The 15,605-nt window shown below is 69.1% G+C and carries 17 protein-coding genes and 1 tRNA gene; 4 read left to right on the top strand and 14 right to left on the bottom strand.

Features of this window, described 5'->3' with window-relative positions; all coding sequences use genetic code 11:
- Positions 1-64 precede the first annotated feature (64 nt).
- From QSJ33_RS08705 to QSJ33_RS08650, 12 genes are all read right to left on the bottom strand, one after another.
- Positions 65-685: a cupin domain-containing protein gene (locus QSJ33_RS08705; protein ID WP_285724647.1), complete on the bottom strand. Its 621-nt coding sequence runs from the start codon at positions 683-685 to the stop codon at positions 65-67.
- The gene (locus QSJ33_RS08700) at positions 682-1,350 is read right to left on the bottom strand and encodes an RNA polymerase sigma factor (RefSeq protein ID WP_285724645.1); all 669 of its coding nucleotides are present in this window, start codon (positions 1,348-1,350) and stop codon (positions 682-684) included. The genes QSJ33_RS08705 and QSJ33_RS08700 overlap by 4 nt, the downstream gene beginning before the upstream one ends.
- The gene (locus QSJ33_RS08695; RefSeq protein ID WP_285724643.1) at positions 1,347-2,588 is read right to left on the bottom strand and encodes an NAD(P)/FAD-dependent oxidoreductase; all 1,242 of its coding nucleotides are present in this window, start codon (positions 2,586-2,588) and stop codon (positions 1,347-1,349) included. Before QSJ33_RS08695 ends, QSJ33_RS08700 begins: the two co-directional genes overlap by 4 nt.
- Complete coding sequence (locus QSJ33_RS08690; RefSeq protein ID WP_285724641.1) at positions 2,585-3,421, bottom strand: acyl-CoA desaturase; 837 nt, start codon at positions 3,419-3,421, stop codon at positions 2,585-2,587. The genes QSJ33_RS08695 and QSJ33_RS08690 overlap by 4 nt, the downstream gene beginning before the upstream one ends.
- A gap of 627 nt (positions 3,422-4,048) precedes the next feature.
- Positions 4,049-4,408: a YciI family protein gene (locus tag QSJ33_RS08685; protein ID WP_420801384.1), complete on the bottom strand. Its 360-nt coding sequence runs from the start codon at positions 4,406-4,408 to the stop codon at positions 4,049-4,051.
- Positions 4,409-4,451: 43 nt separating this feature from the next.
- Positions 4,452-5,669: an RNA polymerase sigma factor gene (locus QSJ33_RS08680; protein ID WP_420801390.1), complete on the bottom strand. Its 1,218-nt coding sequence runs from the start codon at positions 5,667-5,669 to the stop codon at positions 4,452-4,454.
- A 120-nt stretch (positions 5,670-5,789) separates the two neighbouring features.
- Entirely contained in the window at positions 5,790-6,209 is a 420-nt protein-coding gene (locus QSJ33_RS08675; protein WP_420801383.1) for a VOC family protein, read from the bottom strand.
- A 57-nt stretch (positions 6,210-6,266) separates the two neighbouring features.
- The gene (locus tag QSJ33_RS08670) at positions 6,267-6,740 is read right to left on the bottom strand and encodes a VOC family protein (RefSeq protein ID WP_285724631.1); all 474 of its coding nucleotides are present in this window, start codon (positions 6,738-6,740) and stop codon (positions 6,267-6,269) included.
- Positions 6,741-6,772: 32 nt separating this feature from the next.
- The gene (locus tag QSJ33_RS08665; RefSeq protein WP_285724629.1) at positions 6,773-7,198 is read right to left on the bottom strand and encodes a YciI family protein; all 426 of its coding nucleotides are present in this window, start codon (positions 7,196-7,198) and stop codon (positions 6,773-6,775) included.
- 19 nt (positions 7,199-7,217) lie between these two features.
- A complete protein-coding gene (locus QSJ33_RS08660) occupies positions 7,218-7,628 on the bottom strand; it encodes a DoxX family protein (protein ID WP_285724627.1) in 411 nt (136 codons plus the stop codon).
- Between the two features lie 28 nt (positions 7,629-7,656).
- Positions 7,657-8,232 (bottom strand): dihydrofolate reductase family protein, encoded by a 576-nt coding sequence (locus QSJ33_RS08655; RefSeq protein WP_285724625.1) that lies wholly within the window; start codon positions 8,230-8,232, stop codon positions 7,657-7,659.
- 691 nt (positions 8,233-8,923) lie between these two features.
- A tRNA-Met gene (locus QSJ33_RS08650) sits at positions 8,924-9,000 on the bottom strand.
- Between the two features lie 77 nt (positions 9,001-9,077).
- On the opposite strand from QSJ33_RS08650, the gene QSJ33_RS08645 reads away from it, so the two are divergent.
- Entirely contained in the window at positions 9,078-11,024 is a 1,947-nt protein-coding gene (locus QSJ33_RS08645) for a M1 family metallopeptidase (RefSeq protein ID WP_285724623.1), read from the top strand.
- A gap of 10 nt (positions 11,025-11,034) precedes the next feature.
- Here the strand turns inward: QSJ33_RS08645 and QSJ33_RS08640 are convergent, their stop codons facing one another.
- A complete protein-coding gene (locus QSJ33_RS08640; protein WP_285724620.1) occupies positions 11,035-11,985 on the bottom strand; it encodes a hypothetical protein in 951 nt (316 codons plus the stop codon).
- A gap of 53 nt (positions 11,986-12,038) precedes the next feature.
- On the opposite strand from QSJ33_RS08640, the gene pyrF reads away from it, so the two are divergent.
- Genes pyrF through pnuC form a run of 3 tightly spaced genes read left to right on the top strand, consistent with a single transcriptional unit; the run spans position 12,039 to position 13,921 of the window.
- A complete protein-coding gene (gene pyrF / locus QSJ33_RS08635; RefSeq protein WP_285724618.1) occupies positions 12,039-12,764 on the top strand; it encodes an orotidine-5'-phosphate decarboxylase in 726 nt (241 codons plus the stop codon).
- Between the two features lie 6 nt (positions 12,765-12,770).
- Complete coding sequence (locus QSJ33_RS08630) at positions 12,771-13,316, top strand: hypothetical protein (RefSeq protein WP_285724616.1); 546 nt, start codon at positions 12,771-12,773, stop codon at positions 13,314-13,316.
- A gap of 2 nt (positions 13,317-13,318) precedes the next feature.
- Positions 13,319-13,921, top strand: coding sequence for a nicotinamide riboside transporter PnuC (pnuC, locus tag QSJ33_RS08625; protein ID WP_285724614.1), 603 nt, complete (start codon positions 13,319-13,321; stop codon positions 13,919-13,921).
- On the opposite strand, the gene QSJ33_RS08620 is transcribed toward pnuC, so the two are convergent.
- Complete coding sequence (locus QSJ33_RS08620) at positions 13,902-15,557, bottom strand: B12-binding domain-containing radical SAM protein (RefSeq protein WP_285724612.1); 1,656 nt, start codon at positions 15,555-15,557, stop codon at positions 13,902-13,904. The two genes, pnuC and QSJ33_RS08620, sit on opposite strands and share 20 nt — an antisense overlap.
- Positions 15,558-15,605 lie beyond the last annotated feature (48 nt).

Here is a 15,605-nt window from a genome sequence, read left to right as displayed (position 1 = left end):
GGGAAGGCCTCCTCCTTCCCCAACGATGCCGACCGGAATCTGGATGTCAGGAGGGTGGCGGCGGTCAGGCTCCAGCCAGCCGCTGGAGCACGCCCCGCCAGCCCTGGAACCGGATGCCCCCTTCCAGGCTGGCCAGCAGCCAGCAGTCCTCGTCCGGGAGGGCCACGGGGCTGTGGACTTCCTCGGGGGCCGTCTCGTCGAAGTCTCCCGCCTCCAGCACGCGATGGCCGTCGCGGAGGCCGCCCGACAGGATCAGGCAGCGCTCCAGGCCCCGATGGCCGTGCGCGGGGAAGGGGCAGCCCCGGCGCATGTGGATGAGGTAGAGGCCCGGCGCCGCCTCCAGGAAACGGAACCCCCGGGTGAGGGCCTGACGCCAGGCGGTGCCGTCCAGGGCGGGCAGCAGCGGCCACAGGGCCCTGGGCAGAGGCAGGACCTCACGGCCTACCTGCGGGGGAGTGGGCGGCTTCAGCCGGGCGAGGATGCCGTCCAGGAGCCGGGATGGCACGGGAGCCTCCGGGGCTTCGGCCAGGGCGGCGCCTCCTGGGGCCGTGGCGGCCCGGGCCTGTTTCCGGCACGCCTCGCAGAAGGCCAGGTGTCCCTCCAGGAGGCTGCAGGTCGGGCGATCCAGCTGGCCCGCGGCATAGTCCAGCCAGAGGTCGGCTCCGGGGTGGCCGTGGGGTGTCATGGCGCCTCCCGTCGCTGGAAAAGGTCCCGCAGGGTGGCCAGGCCCGTGCGGATCCGGGTCTTCACGGTGCCGACGGGCAGGCCCAGCTGCCGGGCCGCCTCCTCGTAGGTCAGGTCCCCGTAGTAGGCCAGGCGGATGGGGGTCCGCTGCTCCGCCGGCAGCGCCGCGAGGGCCTTCCGGAGGGAGGGCGCCAGGGTGGGATCCTCCGCGGGGGCAGGGGCGTCCAGGGACGCGAGATCCAGGTCCCCCCGCTCCCGCACGCGGCTCTGGCTGCGCAGGCGGTCCAGCACCTTGTGGCGGGTGAGGGTGAAGATCCAGCCCGTGGCCTCGCCGCCTTCGGGCGCGAAGAGCCCCGCCTTCTGCCACAGGGCCAGGAAGATGTCCTGCACCGCGTCCTCGTGGGGGAAGCCCGGGCCCGCCATGGCCCGCACGTAGGCCAGCACCCGTCCGCCGTAACGGTGGAACAGCTCTGCCAGGGCCGCCTCGTCCTGACGCGCGACGCGGACCAGCAGCCCGCTGTCGGACAGGCCCGCCAGGTCGGCGGAGGGCGGAGGGGGCGGCGTGAGGGTCATGGCCGGAGGCGGCAGGGGATCCAGGGTAGTCCACCGGACCCGCAGCCGGGAAGCGGCCTCACCCCAGGGCAGGACGGCAGCCGCGGCGCTCACCGGCCCGCTCCGCGCAGGATGGCTTCCGCGGCCCGCCGGCCGCTGGCCAGGCCGTCCTCATGGAAGCCGTTGGCCCAATAGGCCCCGGCATGGTGGATGCCGCCGCGGCCATTGACCTCGGCCCACCGGGCCTGGGCCCGGATGGCCGCCAGGTCGAACCGTGGATGCCCGTCCTCGAAGCGGGCGGCGACCCTGGCGGGATCCACGCGACCTTCGCCATGCAGGGTCACGAAGACCTCGCCGCCCGGCCCCAGGGATTGGAGTCGGTTCATGTGGTAGGTGAGCAGCAGGGGGCTCCCGGGCGTCTGGCGGAAGTTCCAGCTGGCCCAACCGCGCCGGGCCCGGGGGAGGACGGAGGCATCGGTGTGCAGGCACACGGGACTGGGGTTGTCCCGGAAGGCGCCGAGCACCTCCCGCTCGAGGGAGTCCGCGTCGGTCAGCAGGGGCAGCACCTGCTCGCCGTGACAGGCGAACACGACGGCGTCGAAGGGCAGGCGGCCTTCCCCGGCCACCTCCACCTCCACCTCCGGCCCCCCGACGCCCCGCTGCACCGAGGCCACCTGCGCGCGGGTGCGGATGCGCCCGGCGAAGGGCCTCGTCAGCGGTTCCAGGTAGCGGGAGGTGCCGCCGGGGATGGTGCGCCAGGCGTGCTGGGTGGTGAACCCCAGCATCCCGTGATGGAGGAAGAAGCGCAGGAGGGCCAGGGCCGGGAAGGCCTGCATCTCCCCGGGCGGCGTGGACCATACCGCGCCGGCCATGGGGTGAAGGTAGGCGGTCTGGAAATCCTCGCTGAAGCCGCCCTCCCGCAGGGCCTCGCCCAGAGGACGCTCGCCGGCATGGGGATCCAGGGCCAGGGTCCGGCCCCAGGCATTGAAGCGGGCCACCTCGCGCCAGAGCCGCCAGAACCGGGGGCTGAAGGCATGGCGGCGCTCCGCCAGCAGCCCGTTGAGCCCCCGGCTGCACCAGGAGAGCTCCGGCCCGGCGTAGGCGAAGCTCATGTCCGAGGGCCCGGTGGGCACCCCCAGTTCGTCCATGAGGGCCACGAAGCCCGGGTAGTTCACCCGGTTGTGGACGATGAAGCCGGTGTCCACCGCCCGCCCGTCCGGCAGGGTGACCGTGCGGGTGTGCCCGCCGATCCTGGCCTCCCGCTCGAAGACATGGACCTCGGCCCCCCCGAGGGTGAGCCGGTGGGCTGCGGAGAGTCCGGAAATGCCGGCGCCGATGACAGCCACCTTCATGGACGGGCCTCCAGGGGGCGGGGGCGCAGGTTCCGGGCGATGCCGAGGATCCTCAGCGCCTGGAGGCCCGCCTGGGTCAGGTCGAGTTCCCACCAGCGGCAGCGGTGCGAGCAGGCCGAGGGGCAGGCGTGGTGGTTGTTGTGCCAGCCCTCGCCAAGGGTGAGCAGCGCCAGCAGCGCGTTGTTGCGGCTGCGGTCGGGGGTCGCGAAGCGGCGGGTCCCCCACACATGGGCCAGGCTGTTGATGCAGAAGGTGGCATGGTACAGGGCCACGGTGGACAGACACCACCAGGCGAGCCCCGGCCATCCCGCCCAGGCGGCCGCGAGGAGGGCCGTGACGAGGGCGGGGACCCAGTGGTGGCGGTTCAGCCAGCGCAGCTCCGGGAAGCGGGCCAGATCGGCCACCTTCGCCAGGTCCGTGCCGTCATGACGGCTGGACAGCACCCACCCCGCATGGCTCCACCAGAAGGAGTCCTGCACGGGGCTGTGGACATCCCCGGGACCGTCCGCATGGCGGTGGTGGTCCCGGTGGTGGGCCGCCCACCACAGCGCCCCCTTCTGGCCCGAGGACTGGGCCAGGCAGGCCATGAGCCATTGCGCCGTCCGGCCCAGGCGATAGGCCCGGTGGCTGAAGTAGCGGTGGTAGCCCGCCGTGACCCCGAACATCCGGACCCCGTAGAGCAGAAGGGCCATCCAGGCCAGGCGGGACTGGAACGTCGCCAGGAGGGTCCCGAGGGCGCCCAGATGGATCGCCAGGAACACCAGGGAGGCCGGCGTCACCGCCACGGACCGGACAGGGTCCCCGTCTTGCCCGAGCGGCAGCCTGGCCTCCATGGATCCTCCCCCTGTGTAGCCCAACGCCGCAGAAGGGAATCTGGATGGGGGAGATTTAGGGGTCCAAGGTCCTTCTCAAAGGTCGTGAGGCCAGGGCTTGCCCAGATCAATGCCTGCCGAAGGGAATCAGGCTTGGCCCCCCGTTGGCGCAGGGGGCGTCCCATCAGGGCCTGTCAGATCGATTCGGCGTCCCCTCCGGGTCACACTGGAACCGGTCCGGGCCCCAAAACCAGAAGGCCCGGAAAACCTCGGTTTCCGGGCCTTCTGTTGCTTTCGATTGGTAGTGTGGCCAATCCTCCAAACTGCTGGGAGCGTGAGCGTTTTCCCTGGTACAGGGAAACAACAGGGAATTGGCCCAATTCAGCCCTCATTCGGGCCAGGGTAGGGGGCAATTCTCCAATCAAGACGGGCTTCTGGGCTTGATTCGAGCTGGAATTCCCTTGGAGTCGAACAGGGAATCTCTGACGGAGGAACAGGGAATGAATTGAACCCCTTTCTTCAGTACCCAGTTCATACCTGGGCTCATGGGGAACAGCATCGGCATGGAGGCCTCCGTCGATTCCCAATTTGTGGTCCAGACGCCACGTGCCTGACCGGCCAACGGCGAATGTCCGAGGGATGCAGCCCTCAGGTCCCCTCGTAGCAGGGGCCGGTCTCGCGTACCTCGACGGTGGCCCATTCGGCGGCGGGGCAGGCCCGGGCGATGGCGACGGCTTCATCCCGCGTGGAGCAGGTGAGGTAGAAGAAGCCGCCGACCATCTCCTTGGATTCTGCGAAGGGGCCGTCGATCAGCGCGGTCTTGCCGTCCCGCACCTGCACGCGGACGCCTTCGCGATCCGAGCGGAGCGAGCTGGTGAGCTTGAGCAGGCCCCGCACCTGGAGATCCTCCGCGAAGCGCAACATCCGCTCGTAGACGGCGCGCCCGGCCTCTTCGCCGCGCTCCGCTCGTTGCCCGCGGGGTTCCAAGATCAACAGCATGTAAGGCATCGGGCTCTCCTGGTGGGGTGGTTCTGAGGTCCGGGCTGCGGGATCAGATGCTGCAGCAGGTGGCGGCGCGCTTGAGCAGGAAGTCGCGCTCTCGGGTGTTGCGGGTGAGCGAGGCGGCCTTCTCGAAGGCCGCTTTGGCTTCTTCCGCGCGGCCGAGCTTGGCGAGCAAGTCGCCGCGCACACTCGGCAGCAGGTGGTAGCCCCTGAGCGCAGGCTCGGCGGCCAGCGCCTCCACGGCCTTGAGGCCCACGGCGGGTCCGAAGGCCATGCCGAGGGCCACAGCGCGGTTGAGTTCGATCACGGGGGAGGGGTTGATGCGGGTGAGTTCACCGTAAAGGGACGCGATGCGCTCCCAGTCTGTGTCCTCGGCCCTGCGGGCACGTGCGTGGCAACTGGCGATGGCTGCCTGCAGCACGTAGGGTCCGGGCGTCCCGCCCAGCTGCTCCGCCCGGTCAAGGGCCGCGAGGCCCCGGCGAATGAGGAGCTGGTCCCACTTCCCTCGGTTCTGGTCGGGCAGCAGGATCGGATCGCCGGTCGGGCCCACCCGTGCGGGAAGGCGGGAGGCCTGAATTTCCATGAGTGCCACGAGGCCGTGGATTTCGGCTTCCCGGGGGGCGAGCTCGGCGAGGATGCGGCCCAGGCGCAGGGCCTCCTCGCACAGGGCAGGCCGGATCAGATCCTCTCCGGCAGTGGCCGAGTACCCCTCGTTGAAGATGAGGTAGATCACCTCCAGCACCGAGGCGAGCCGCGTGGACAGCTCGGCACCGCGCGGCACTTCGAAGGGCACCCGCGCCTCGGCCAGGGTGCGCTTGGCCCGCACAATGCGCTGGGCGATGGTGGGCTCGGGGCAGAGAAAGGCCCGCGCGATCTCCCCGGTTGTCAGGCCTCCTAACAGCCGCAGCGTGAGCGCGGCGCGGGCCTCGGGGGAGAGCAGGGGGTGGCAGGAGATGAAGATGAGCCGCAACAGGTCGTCGCCGATGGGATCGTCGAGCCCTGCCTCGAAGTCCACCATGGCCTCCTGCAGGGCCTCCATCTCCCGGCCCAGTTCCTCGTGCTTGCGTTCCATTTGCTTGAGGCGGCGCAGGCGGTCGATGGCGCGGCGCTTGGCCGCGGTCATCAACCAGGCGCCTGGATTGTCGGGAACACCGGCATCGGGCCACTGCTCAAGGGCGGCCACAAGGGCGTCCTGGGCGAGCTCCTCGGCGAGGCCGACATCCCGCACAAGCCGAGTGAGACCCGCGATGAGCCGAGCCGACTCCATTCGCCAGACAGCGTCGATGGCGCGGTGGGTGTCGGCCCGGTGGGTGTCGGATGTCGTCACATAGAAATCAGACCAGCTTCACCGATCAGTCGCAACCTTCCGGCTGGCATGCGCCCCGCTTCAATCTGGCTGGGGACCCGAGGGAATGGCCGACGGATCCATCCACATCGCCTCCCAGACGTGGCCGTCGGGATCGGCCAGGTTGCGGTTGTACATGAAACCAAGGTCCTGGATGGGGTTGATGTCGGCCACCCCGCCATGGGCGGCCGCCGCGGTGTTCATCGCATCCACCGCTGCCCGGTTCTCGCAGGAGATGGCGAGCATCACCTCGCTGGAGGTCGCCGGAGGAATGGCGCGTGTCGTGAACGTGCGCCACTTGGCATGGGTCAGGAGCATCACATTGATGGTCTCGCTCCATACCATGCAGGCCGCGGTATCGTCCGTGAACATGGGGTTGTTGGTGAAACCCAGGGAGGCGTAGAACGCCATCGACTTCTTGAGATTGGCGACGGGCAGGTTCACGAAAATCATTTTGGGCATCGAGGTATCTCCAGGGTGGCGGACTTCAAGCCGATGGGTGGTTTCGTCGAAGGGGAGTCAGGCGCCTCGAAAGGCTTGTTCCAGGCGGGCGATGTCGAGTTTCTTCATCTGAAGCATGGCGCTGAAGGCGCGTTGCGAGGCGGCCAAATCCGGATCATGCATCATCTTCAACAGGGAGGTGGGAAGGATCTGCCAGGACACGCCGAACTTGTCTGTCATCCATCCGCAGGCCACCTCGGTTCCACCGGCGCCAAGCTCCTCCCATAGACGGTCGATGTCAGCCTGGGTGTCGCAGTTCACCATGAAGGAGATGGCCGGCGTGAAAGGGTACTGAGGTCCGCCGTTGAGGGCCGTGAAGGTATGGCCGTCCAGTTCGAACTGGACGGTCATGACCGTGCCCGAAGGCCGGGGCGAGCCCTCCGGATAGCGGGTGGTGCCGAGGATCCTGGCGTTCTTGAAGACGGATATATAGAAGGCCGCCGCCGCTTCGGCCTGGTCGTCGAACCAGAGGCAGGTGCCGAGGGTCTGCATGGGATTCCTTTCGGTGTGGTGGGTGGAAGTACCTAGGCCTTCTGGGCGATCTGAGCGCGAAGGCGTTCTTCCTGCTTCCGCAGCTCAGGCGTGAATTCGGCGCCTAAATCCTCGGCCTCGAAGACAGGCCGGATCTCGATCTCGGATTCATCCCCCGTAGGATTGGGGCAGCGCTTGATCCATTCGATGGCCTCCTCCATGGACCGCACCTGCCAGATCCAGAAACCGGCGATGAGTTCCTTCGTCTCGGCGAAGGGGCCGTCGATGACGCGACGGCTGGATCCTGCGAAATGAACGCGGACGCCCTTCGAGCTGGGATGCAGCCCCTCGCCGGCGAGCATCACGCCGGCCTCCACGAGGGTTTCGTTGTACTGCCCCATGGCGGTCAGTAGTTTTTCGTCGGGGAGCACGCCGGCTTCCGTGTCCCGGGTGGCCTTGATCAGAACGATGACGCGCATGGCAATGTCTCCTGGAGGGTCAGTGGATGGATTTGACGAAGGGGAGGAGGGCCCTTAGGCGCGGTTCTCGGAGGAAGAGGCCGCCCCAGATCAGGGTCCCGAAATAGGTGGGGAACAGAGCGTGGGAGAACATCGGGTCGCCGATGCGGACGTGCGTAGCGACGGCACCGCCGAGGTAGCCCGTGAGCAGGATGGCGCCGAGCACCGTGGTGCGCGGAATCGCGTAGAGGACTGTGCACGCGAGCAGGGTGACACCCAGGGAAACCACGGTGCCAAGGGGGTATCCGACCTTGGCAGTGCCTTCGAGGACGAAGGGCAACTGCATGACCTTGACGGCGCCATCGAAAAGGAGGAACAGGATCGGCAGGGCGCTGAGGATGCGGCCGGTCCAGAGCAGCTTGGCGGATGTGGGAGGAACGGTGGGTTGCATAGGGTCTCCTTGGATGGATGGCGCGGGCTCAGGGGTTCAAAGGTCCGGCGGCTTTGTAGGTGCTGAGGATGACGCCGGAAGACATGGACTCCGTGCGGACCAGCTCGAAGGTGTGTGCCGGGGTACCCTCCGCAAAGAAGCGCTTCCCCCTGCCCAGTAAGACCGGGTAGACGACGAGCAGGATTTCGTCCGCAAGCCCGTGTTCGAGCAGGGGCGAGGTCAGCGTGGAACTGCCCGAGAGGATGAGGTCCGGGCCCTCCTGCGACTTGATGCGGCGAACGCCCTCGATGAGGTCCGGCCCAAAGCCCACATAAGGGCCCCATTCAAGGCCTTCCGGGCGGTGGGTGGCGACGTATTTGGTGGCCGCATTAAGGCCGTCCGCCAGGGGACTGCTCGGCGCCTTGGGCCAGAAATCCGACCACATATCGTAGGTGCGGCGTCCGAGCAGCAGGTCGAAGCTGCCGCCGTGGGCGGCGATGATGGCCTCCCGGCCCGCCGGGGTGCGGTAAGGCACGGTCCAGTCGCCGTAGGGGAAATCGCCGTCCTGGCCATGCTGGATCACGCCATCGAGCGAGGTGTGTTCGATGATCTTGAGCTTTCTCAAGGGATTCCTCCGAGGGGCCGTGGGGCGGAGGTCCAGTTCGGAAGGCCACGCCACGGCTCTACTCATGCGTCGAACGAGGCGTGGGGGAATCGACACGATTGAATTATTTTTTTTGATCAATCTGCCGGGGCCTCGGCCCAGGGCGAGAACCTGCCAAAGGGCCAGTTCCTAGCCTGGCATTTGCGTGGGTAGGCCACCCGCCAGGAAAACCAGTACGAAAGCTCGGGGCTTGAGCTAGTGTGGGTTCGGCGTGTGTGACACGGTGAAAATCTGTCTGCCGTAGCACGGTCCTTGGCCGGAGCGCATTGTGGGGTTTCCGACAGACCCCACCACACGCCACCCTTTCGGGACCGGATCCATCTGGGAGGATCCGGGGCCTCCAGGACGACCTCAGCATCAGCCCAGGATTAGGACACGGAGGAGCTTCAACTCCGGGACGAACCCTCTCCCCACCGCAAAGATCGATCGGGGCCAGGATTCTCGGATGCTTAACTGGGCTGGGTCTTCGCGCCTATTTCTCGCCCAAATCCCGCGCAGAATGCCGCGGATGCAGGAGGTCAGGAGGCCTATCAGGGGCTGAAATAACCCGGAATGGCTCCCGTTCAAATCCTGCTTGGACCCGTTTCGCCCTACGGGCTGGCGACTTCTTCCAAGTAAACAAAAAAGGCGACTTACAGTCGCCTTTTCGATTTGGTAGCGGGGGCAGGATTTGAACCTGCGACCTTTGGGTTATGAGCCCAACGAGCTACCGGACTGCTCCACCCCGCGCCGAAGGGACAGTCTAGCACGGGTGGGCGGGAGGGCAAGGGACTGCGTTAAGCTTCGAGGCACTTCCTGGAGTGTCCATGGGCCGTCGCATCCTCTCTGCCGTGCTCCTGCTCGCCTGTGCCGCGCTGGGGGCGCAGGGGCGGACGTGGACGCCGGAGAAGTGGTTCGACAAGCCGCGCTCGCCGCGCATCGCAAACTACCGCATCGAGGCCACGCTGGATTTCGAGCACAAGACGCTGGAGGGCCAGGAGACCCTGAGTTGGCGGAACGCCGGCACCGCGCCGGTCCGCGAGATGCCGCTGCATCTCTATCTCAACGCCTTCAAGGGGCCGGAGAGCCTCTTCATGAAGGAGAGCGGGGGACACCTCCGCAGCGACTGGATCGCCAATCCCGCGGATCCCTCCGCCTGGGGCTACTGCCGCCTCCTGTCGGTGCGCATGGAGGGCCAGGTCCTGCAGGGGCATTTCGGCGAGGACGAGACAGTCTACTGGCTGAAGCTCCCGCGCGCGGTGGCGCCGGGCGAGACCATCCGGGTGGACATCGCCTGGGAGAACCGGTACCCGCGGGTCTACGCCCGCAGCGGCTGGGGAGGCGACTTCCTCATGTCGGGCCAGTGGTATCCCAAGGTGGGCGTGTACCAGGGCGACCGCTGGAACTGCCACGCCTACCACGCCAATACGGAGTTCTTCTCCGATTTCGGCGTCTACGATGTGGCGCTTTCGCTGCCGAACGCCCTGGGCCTGGCCCACACGGGCACGCAGACGAACTTCGTCACCGAGGTGGAGAAGGATCCCAAGCGCCCCTTGAACGTCATCTGGCGCCTGCACGCGGAGGACGTCCACGACTTCGCCTGGGCGGTCCGTCCGGATGCCAACTGGCGCATGCCGGAGCGGTTCGAGTACCGGGGCGTCCAGATCTTCTACTACCGCAGCGGACGCGACCTGGCGAACTTCCAGCGGCAGCGGCGGGCGGTGGAGAACGCCCTCCGCTGGAGCGACGAGTGGTTCTTCAAATACCCGTACCCGACCCTGACGGTGATCGACACGCCGAAGGCGGCCTCGGGAGCGGATGGCATGGAATACCCCACGCTCATCACCGCGGGCTCGACGCCCTTCGATCCCTTCCACCTGCGGGTGGTGCCCGAGCTGGTGTCCGTCCACGAGTTCGGCCACCAGTTCTTCTACGGGATGCTCGCCAGCAACGAGTTCGAGGAACCCTGGCTGGACGAGGGCTTCACCAGCTGGTTCACCCACAAGGCGCTCGAGCGCACCTACCACGCCCTGCTGGGGGGACGCCGCTTCCAGGTGGGGACGGACTTCCTCGAGTGGGCCGGGTACTGGCGGCTGCCCTCGGAGGATCCCCTCACGCGGTTCGGGTTCCGGACGCTGGGTGAGCAGGGCTACTACGTCACGGCCTACGCCAAGCCGACCCTGGTGCTGGACCAGCTGGAGGCCATGCTGGGACGGCCGGTGATGGAGGAGGTGATGCGGGCCTACACCCAGGAGATGGCCTTCAAGCACCCCACCCGCCAGGACTTCAGGCGGATCGCGGAACGGGTCTCCGGCCGCGACCTGTCGGCCTTCTGGCGCGACTTCGTGGAAGGGACCGAGGTGCTGGACTACGCCATCCGCTCCGTGAAGGGCCGGGACGTCCAGGAGGGCGGGTGGCTGCTCACGGGCGACAAGCCGGTGTTCGCCCCGCCCCAGTCCGCCGCGCCGGGCCGGGTGGGTTCCATCACCCTGGAGCGGCGGGGCGGCATCAAGGTGCCCATCACGCTCTGGGTGCGGCTGGAGAACCGGGAGGAACACCGGATCATCTGGGACGGCCAGGATCGCTGGGTGACCTATTCCTTCGAGTCGCCGGTGGCCGCGGCGGTGCTCGATCCCGACGGCAACTACCCCATGCTGAAGGACCGGCTGCACGCCAGCTACACGCAGAATCCCAGCCGCCGGGGCTTCCACTACTGGTCCCAGATGGTGTGGGGCTCCCTGGTGGGCCTGCTCCAGGGCTGCGGGATCGGCTAGTTCGCGGTCCTCATGGATGTTCGGGGGCGGCGTCGCCCATGCGGATGTCCTTGAGGTTGCCGCGTTCGTCCAGGGTGATGAGGATCGGGAACCAGGCGAGTCCCAGGCGCTCCATGTCCTCGCGGCTGGGGGCGAACCAGGCCTGACGGCCGGCCGCCTGGAGCCGGGCGGCCAGGGCCTCGCCCTCCTGCCGCAGCCGGGGAGCCAGCTCCGCGCCGCGGGGATCCTGGTCGCCGGTGCCGTCCGGGATGATCCAGGCCACGCCGGGAGGTAGCGGGGGCAGGGACTCCGGACCCGCCGGGAGCACCCAGAGCCGTCGGGCGCCGAGCTGATCCAGGCGGAGGTCCTGGTACGCGAGGCCCGGCAGGGACCAGAGGCGCAGGGTGGGCGAGGGGCTGCCCAGCAGGCCGAAGAGCCGCTGGAAACCGGCGGAGGTATCCGCGGCCCAGGCGGCGGTCCGGGCCTTGAGGGCGGCGAAACGCACCTCGTCGTGGTCCGCCAGGGCCCAGCAGAGGGCGTGGCGCAGGGCGTAGCTCCGGGTCATGGCCGGTCCCGCTTCGATGAGGCGGTCCTCCCAGGCGCGGCGGAGGTCGGGGCCGAACACGCCCCGGCGGACCTGGAGCCTCCCCCAGCGCCAGAGGGCCAGGGCCGTCCCAGGCTGGCGCAGGGGAAGGGCCGCCAGGCCGCGGGCCACATCCTGGGGGGCGGGACTCAGGAGGGCACGCAGGGCCTCGGCCTCCTGGTGGTCGGGTCCGGGCGGGAAGGGATCGGCCGGCCGGCCTCCGGGGGGGAAGGTGGCTGCGGCGCGGAGCCAGCGGTACCGGGCCAGGGCGGGCGCCTTCAGGTTCGGCGCCTCGGGCAGCGGCCGGCCCCAATCGTAGGCCTCGAGGAGCTGCGTCTCCGCGTCCAGCTGGGGGACGGGTGGGGTCTGGACGACGGGCGGCGGGGAAGGTGGCAGCACGGGATCCTCCTTCTGGTGCCAGAATGATCCTCCGCATCATACGTGGAGTCGCCTTGAATCCCGTCCCTCCTGCCCTCACCCCCCGCGAGCGTCTCGTGGTGGCCCTGGATGTGCCCTCGGCCGGGGAGGCCCTGGCCATGGCGCGGCGACTGGCCGGCCGGGTGGGCATGCTCAAGGTGGGCCTCGAGCTGTTCTGCGCCGAGGGGCCCGCCTTCGTCCGCGAGCTGCAGAAGGAATGCCCGGTCTTCCTGGACCTCAAGCTCCATGACATCCCCACCACCGTGCGCCGGGCCCTGGAGGCGGTCCTCAAGCTGGATCCCCGCCTGGTGAACGTCCATGTGCAGGGTGGACCGGCCATGCTGGAGGCGGCCGTGGAGGCCGTCCGGGCCCATCGGCGGGCCGGGGGCCGCACGGAACTGCTGGCCGTCACCGTCCTCACGAGCCTGGACCGCGAGGCCCTGGCGGCCCTGGGCCACGCCTGCCGCCCCGGCGACCTGGCCCTAGCCTACGCGAAGCTGGCCGCCGAGGCGGGCTGCGACGGCGTCGTCTGCTCGGCCTGGGAGGCGGCGGCGGTGCGCGAGGCCTGCGGCGAGGGCTTCAGCCGCCTCACACCCGGCATCCGCCCCACGGGCGCGGCCCTCCAGGACCAGGCCCGGGTGATGACCCCGGCCCAGGCCCTCCGGGAGGGCGCGACCTGGCTGGTCGTGGGCCGTCCCATCACCCACGCGGAGGATCCGGCCGCGGCTGCGGAAGCCATCCTCGCCGAGATGGAGGCCTGAGGCCGCATGTCCGTCGGTTCGCCGCTCGTGTTCCGGCCCTCCTTCGCCCAGCGGGCCATGGCCGTGCTGCTCTTCGCCGGCTCCTGGCTCGTGGGTGTCCGGGCCCTGGCCCAGATCCTCGAGCACCTGCCCAACCTGCGGCTGGGGCTGGAAGTGGCCGAGCTCTCCGGGGAACCCACCTGGTCCTTCTACGTGGCCATGGTGGCGGCCGTGGGGGCCCTGGTCGCCGGCGGCCTCCTCCTGGTGGGCACCCTGCTCGGCCTGCTGCTCGTGGAGGGCTCCCAGGTGCTGGTGGACGACCTGGGCATCGCCGTGGAGCACAACGCCCTGCCGCCCTTCCTGGCCCGCCGACTGGGCGCGGGGCGGCTTCCCTGGAAGCGGATCTCCCGCATCGAGCGGAAGGGGTTCCTCTTCATCCTGCGGGGCGGAGGCGAGCCGGGGCAGGCCCTCGAACCCAGGGATCCCGACCTGCGCTTCCTCATGGTGGACCAGCTGGAGCGGCTGGTGCTCATGGTGATCGAACGGAGCCCCAACCTGAAACACGAGGACTGACCTTGCCCTCCGGGATCGAGCTCCTCGGGTTCCTCACGGGCGCGGCCTGCGTGGCCCTGCTGGTGCGCCAGAACATCTGGAACTGGCCCATCGGCATCGCCAACAACCTGCTCTTCATCGCCCTGTTCTTCCGGGCGGGGCTCTACGCGGATGTGGGCCTGCAGGGCTTCTACATCGCCATCTCCCTCTACGGGTGGTGGAGCTGGGGCCACGGCGGGCGCGACCACGGGGCCCTGAGGGTGGGCCGGATCCCGGCCGCTGCCGCCCTGTCGTTGACGGCGGGCGTGGCCCTGGCGACCGCGGCCCTGGCCTGGCTGCTGCGTCGGTACACCAACAGCACGGTGCCGGTCTTCGATTCCCTCATCACCGCCCTGAGCCTGGCCGCCCAGTTCATGATGACCCGCAAGTGGATCGAGAACTGGGCGGTCTGGATCGCGGCCAACTGCCTCTCCATCGGCCTGCTGATCTACAAGGGGCTCTACGTCACCAGCGGACTCTACGGGGTCTACCAGGTGCTCTGCGTCATGGGGCTGGTGGCGTGGCGGCGGACCCTGCGTGGGGAGGCGCCGCCGGCGGGCCTGCCCGCTACATCTTCGGCCGGCTGAGGTACGCCTCGGCGCCCTTCATCTCGGCGGTGGGGCCGTGGGCGGGTCCCTTCCTCCGGGCCTTCGGCTGCTTCATCCCCCACAGGGCGGCCAGCTCCGTGGCCTCGGGGTTGCCGGGGGCCAGGGCCAGCACTTCGCCCAGGTCCGTCCGGGCCTCGGCCAGGCGCCCCAGCTTCTCGCGCAGGAGGGCCCGCTTCATGAAACCCCAGGGGTTGCCGGGTTCGCGGGCGACGATCTCGGCGTACTCGGCCTCGGCCTCCGTCCAGCGACCCTCCTCCTCGGCGGCCTCGCCGCAGAGCAGGTTGGTCACGGCGCAGAAGCCCAGCCACCGCTTCTGCTCGGCGAATTCGGCGGGCGAGAAGCGGGATTTTGCCTTGGCCCGCTGGGCCGCCTGGTCCAGGTGGCGCAGGGCCTTCTCCGTGTGGGCGTCCACCCGGGCGAAGATCTCCGCGTCGCCGCTGGCCCGGTAGAAGTCCTTCCGGATGCGGCCCTCGGCCCGGTACTGGTCGAACATCCGGGTGCCGGGGTAGAGGGCCAGGGGGCTGATCTGGCAGTCCTGGGGCCGGGTGTCGCGGATGAGGGCGGCGGTCTGCTCCACGTCCTCCCAGGTCTCCCCGGGGATGCCGGTGATGAGGTAGATGCCCAGGTTCATGCCGACCTTGCGGACCAGCGACAGGGCGTTGCGGACGTGGCGCATGTTCGTGCCCTTGTCGAGGAGGGCCAGCACGCGCTCGCTGCCGTGCTCCACCCCGAACTGCATGAACTCGCACCCGGCCCGCTTCATGGCCACCAGCCGATCCTCGTCCACCAGGTTCACGCGGCTCTGGCAGTTCCAGAGGGGATGGAGGCCGCTCTGCTGGATGCCCTCCATCAGCTCCAGCACCCGGCCGCGGTTGGCGGTGAAGGTGTCGTCCCGGAAGCTGAAGTAGGTGAGGCCCCGGGTCTCGCGCAGCCGGGCCATCTCCCGCAGCACGGAGGGCGCGCTGCGGAAGCGGATGGAGGTGCCCCAGAATTCAGGGGTGTTGCAGAAGTTGCAGGTGGCCGGGCAGCCCCGGCTGGTGCTGAGGTAGGCCAGCTGGCCCACATCGTCCAGGAAGTCCGCCTCCAGGTGCTCGGCGGGGATGCCGATGGCGTCCAGGTCCTCCAGCGGGGCCTGGGGCAGGGTGGCCCCCCCGCGGAGGATGAGGCCGGGCGTCCGCTTCCAAAGGTCAGACCCGGGTGCGGTCCGCAGCCGTTCCACCACGCCCAGGAGGATGGGCTCCCCCTCGCCCTTCACGATGGCGTCCAGGGCCGGGCAGTCCTCGAAGACCTCCTCGGCCAGGTGGGTGGGGTGGGGGCCCCCGGCCAGCAGGACGGCGTCCGGGCAGGCCTCCCGGGCCCAGGCCAGCAGCTCGTACGACCGCTTGCGGTTGAAGGTGAACATGGAGATGCCCACCACCTGGGGGGCCTGGTCCCGGAAGTAGGCGAGCACCTCCTTCCGCGTCTTCCCGCTCAGGTTGGCCACCCGGCAGGGGAGCCCCCGGGATTTCAGCATGGCCTGCAGGTACCCCAGCCCGATGGGCAGGAAGGTCATCCACTCGTCCCCGAAGCCGCTTCGGGGGGCGCTGTAGGCGAGCAGGGTGCGGGGCGGGGTCATGGGCTGAAATCCGGAGCTTTCCAGTCTACGGGAGCCCATCCATGATGA

Source organism: Geothrix rubra (genome assembly GCF_030268065.1).
Lineage (GTDB): Bacteria > Acidobacteriota > Holophagae > Holophagales > Holophagaceae > Geothrix > Geothrix rubra.
The sequence above is the reverse complement of the archived record's forward strand: the minus strand, read 5'-3'. Positions and strand labels throughout refer to the sequence as shown.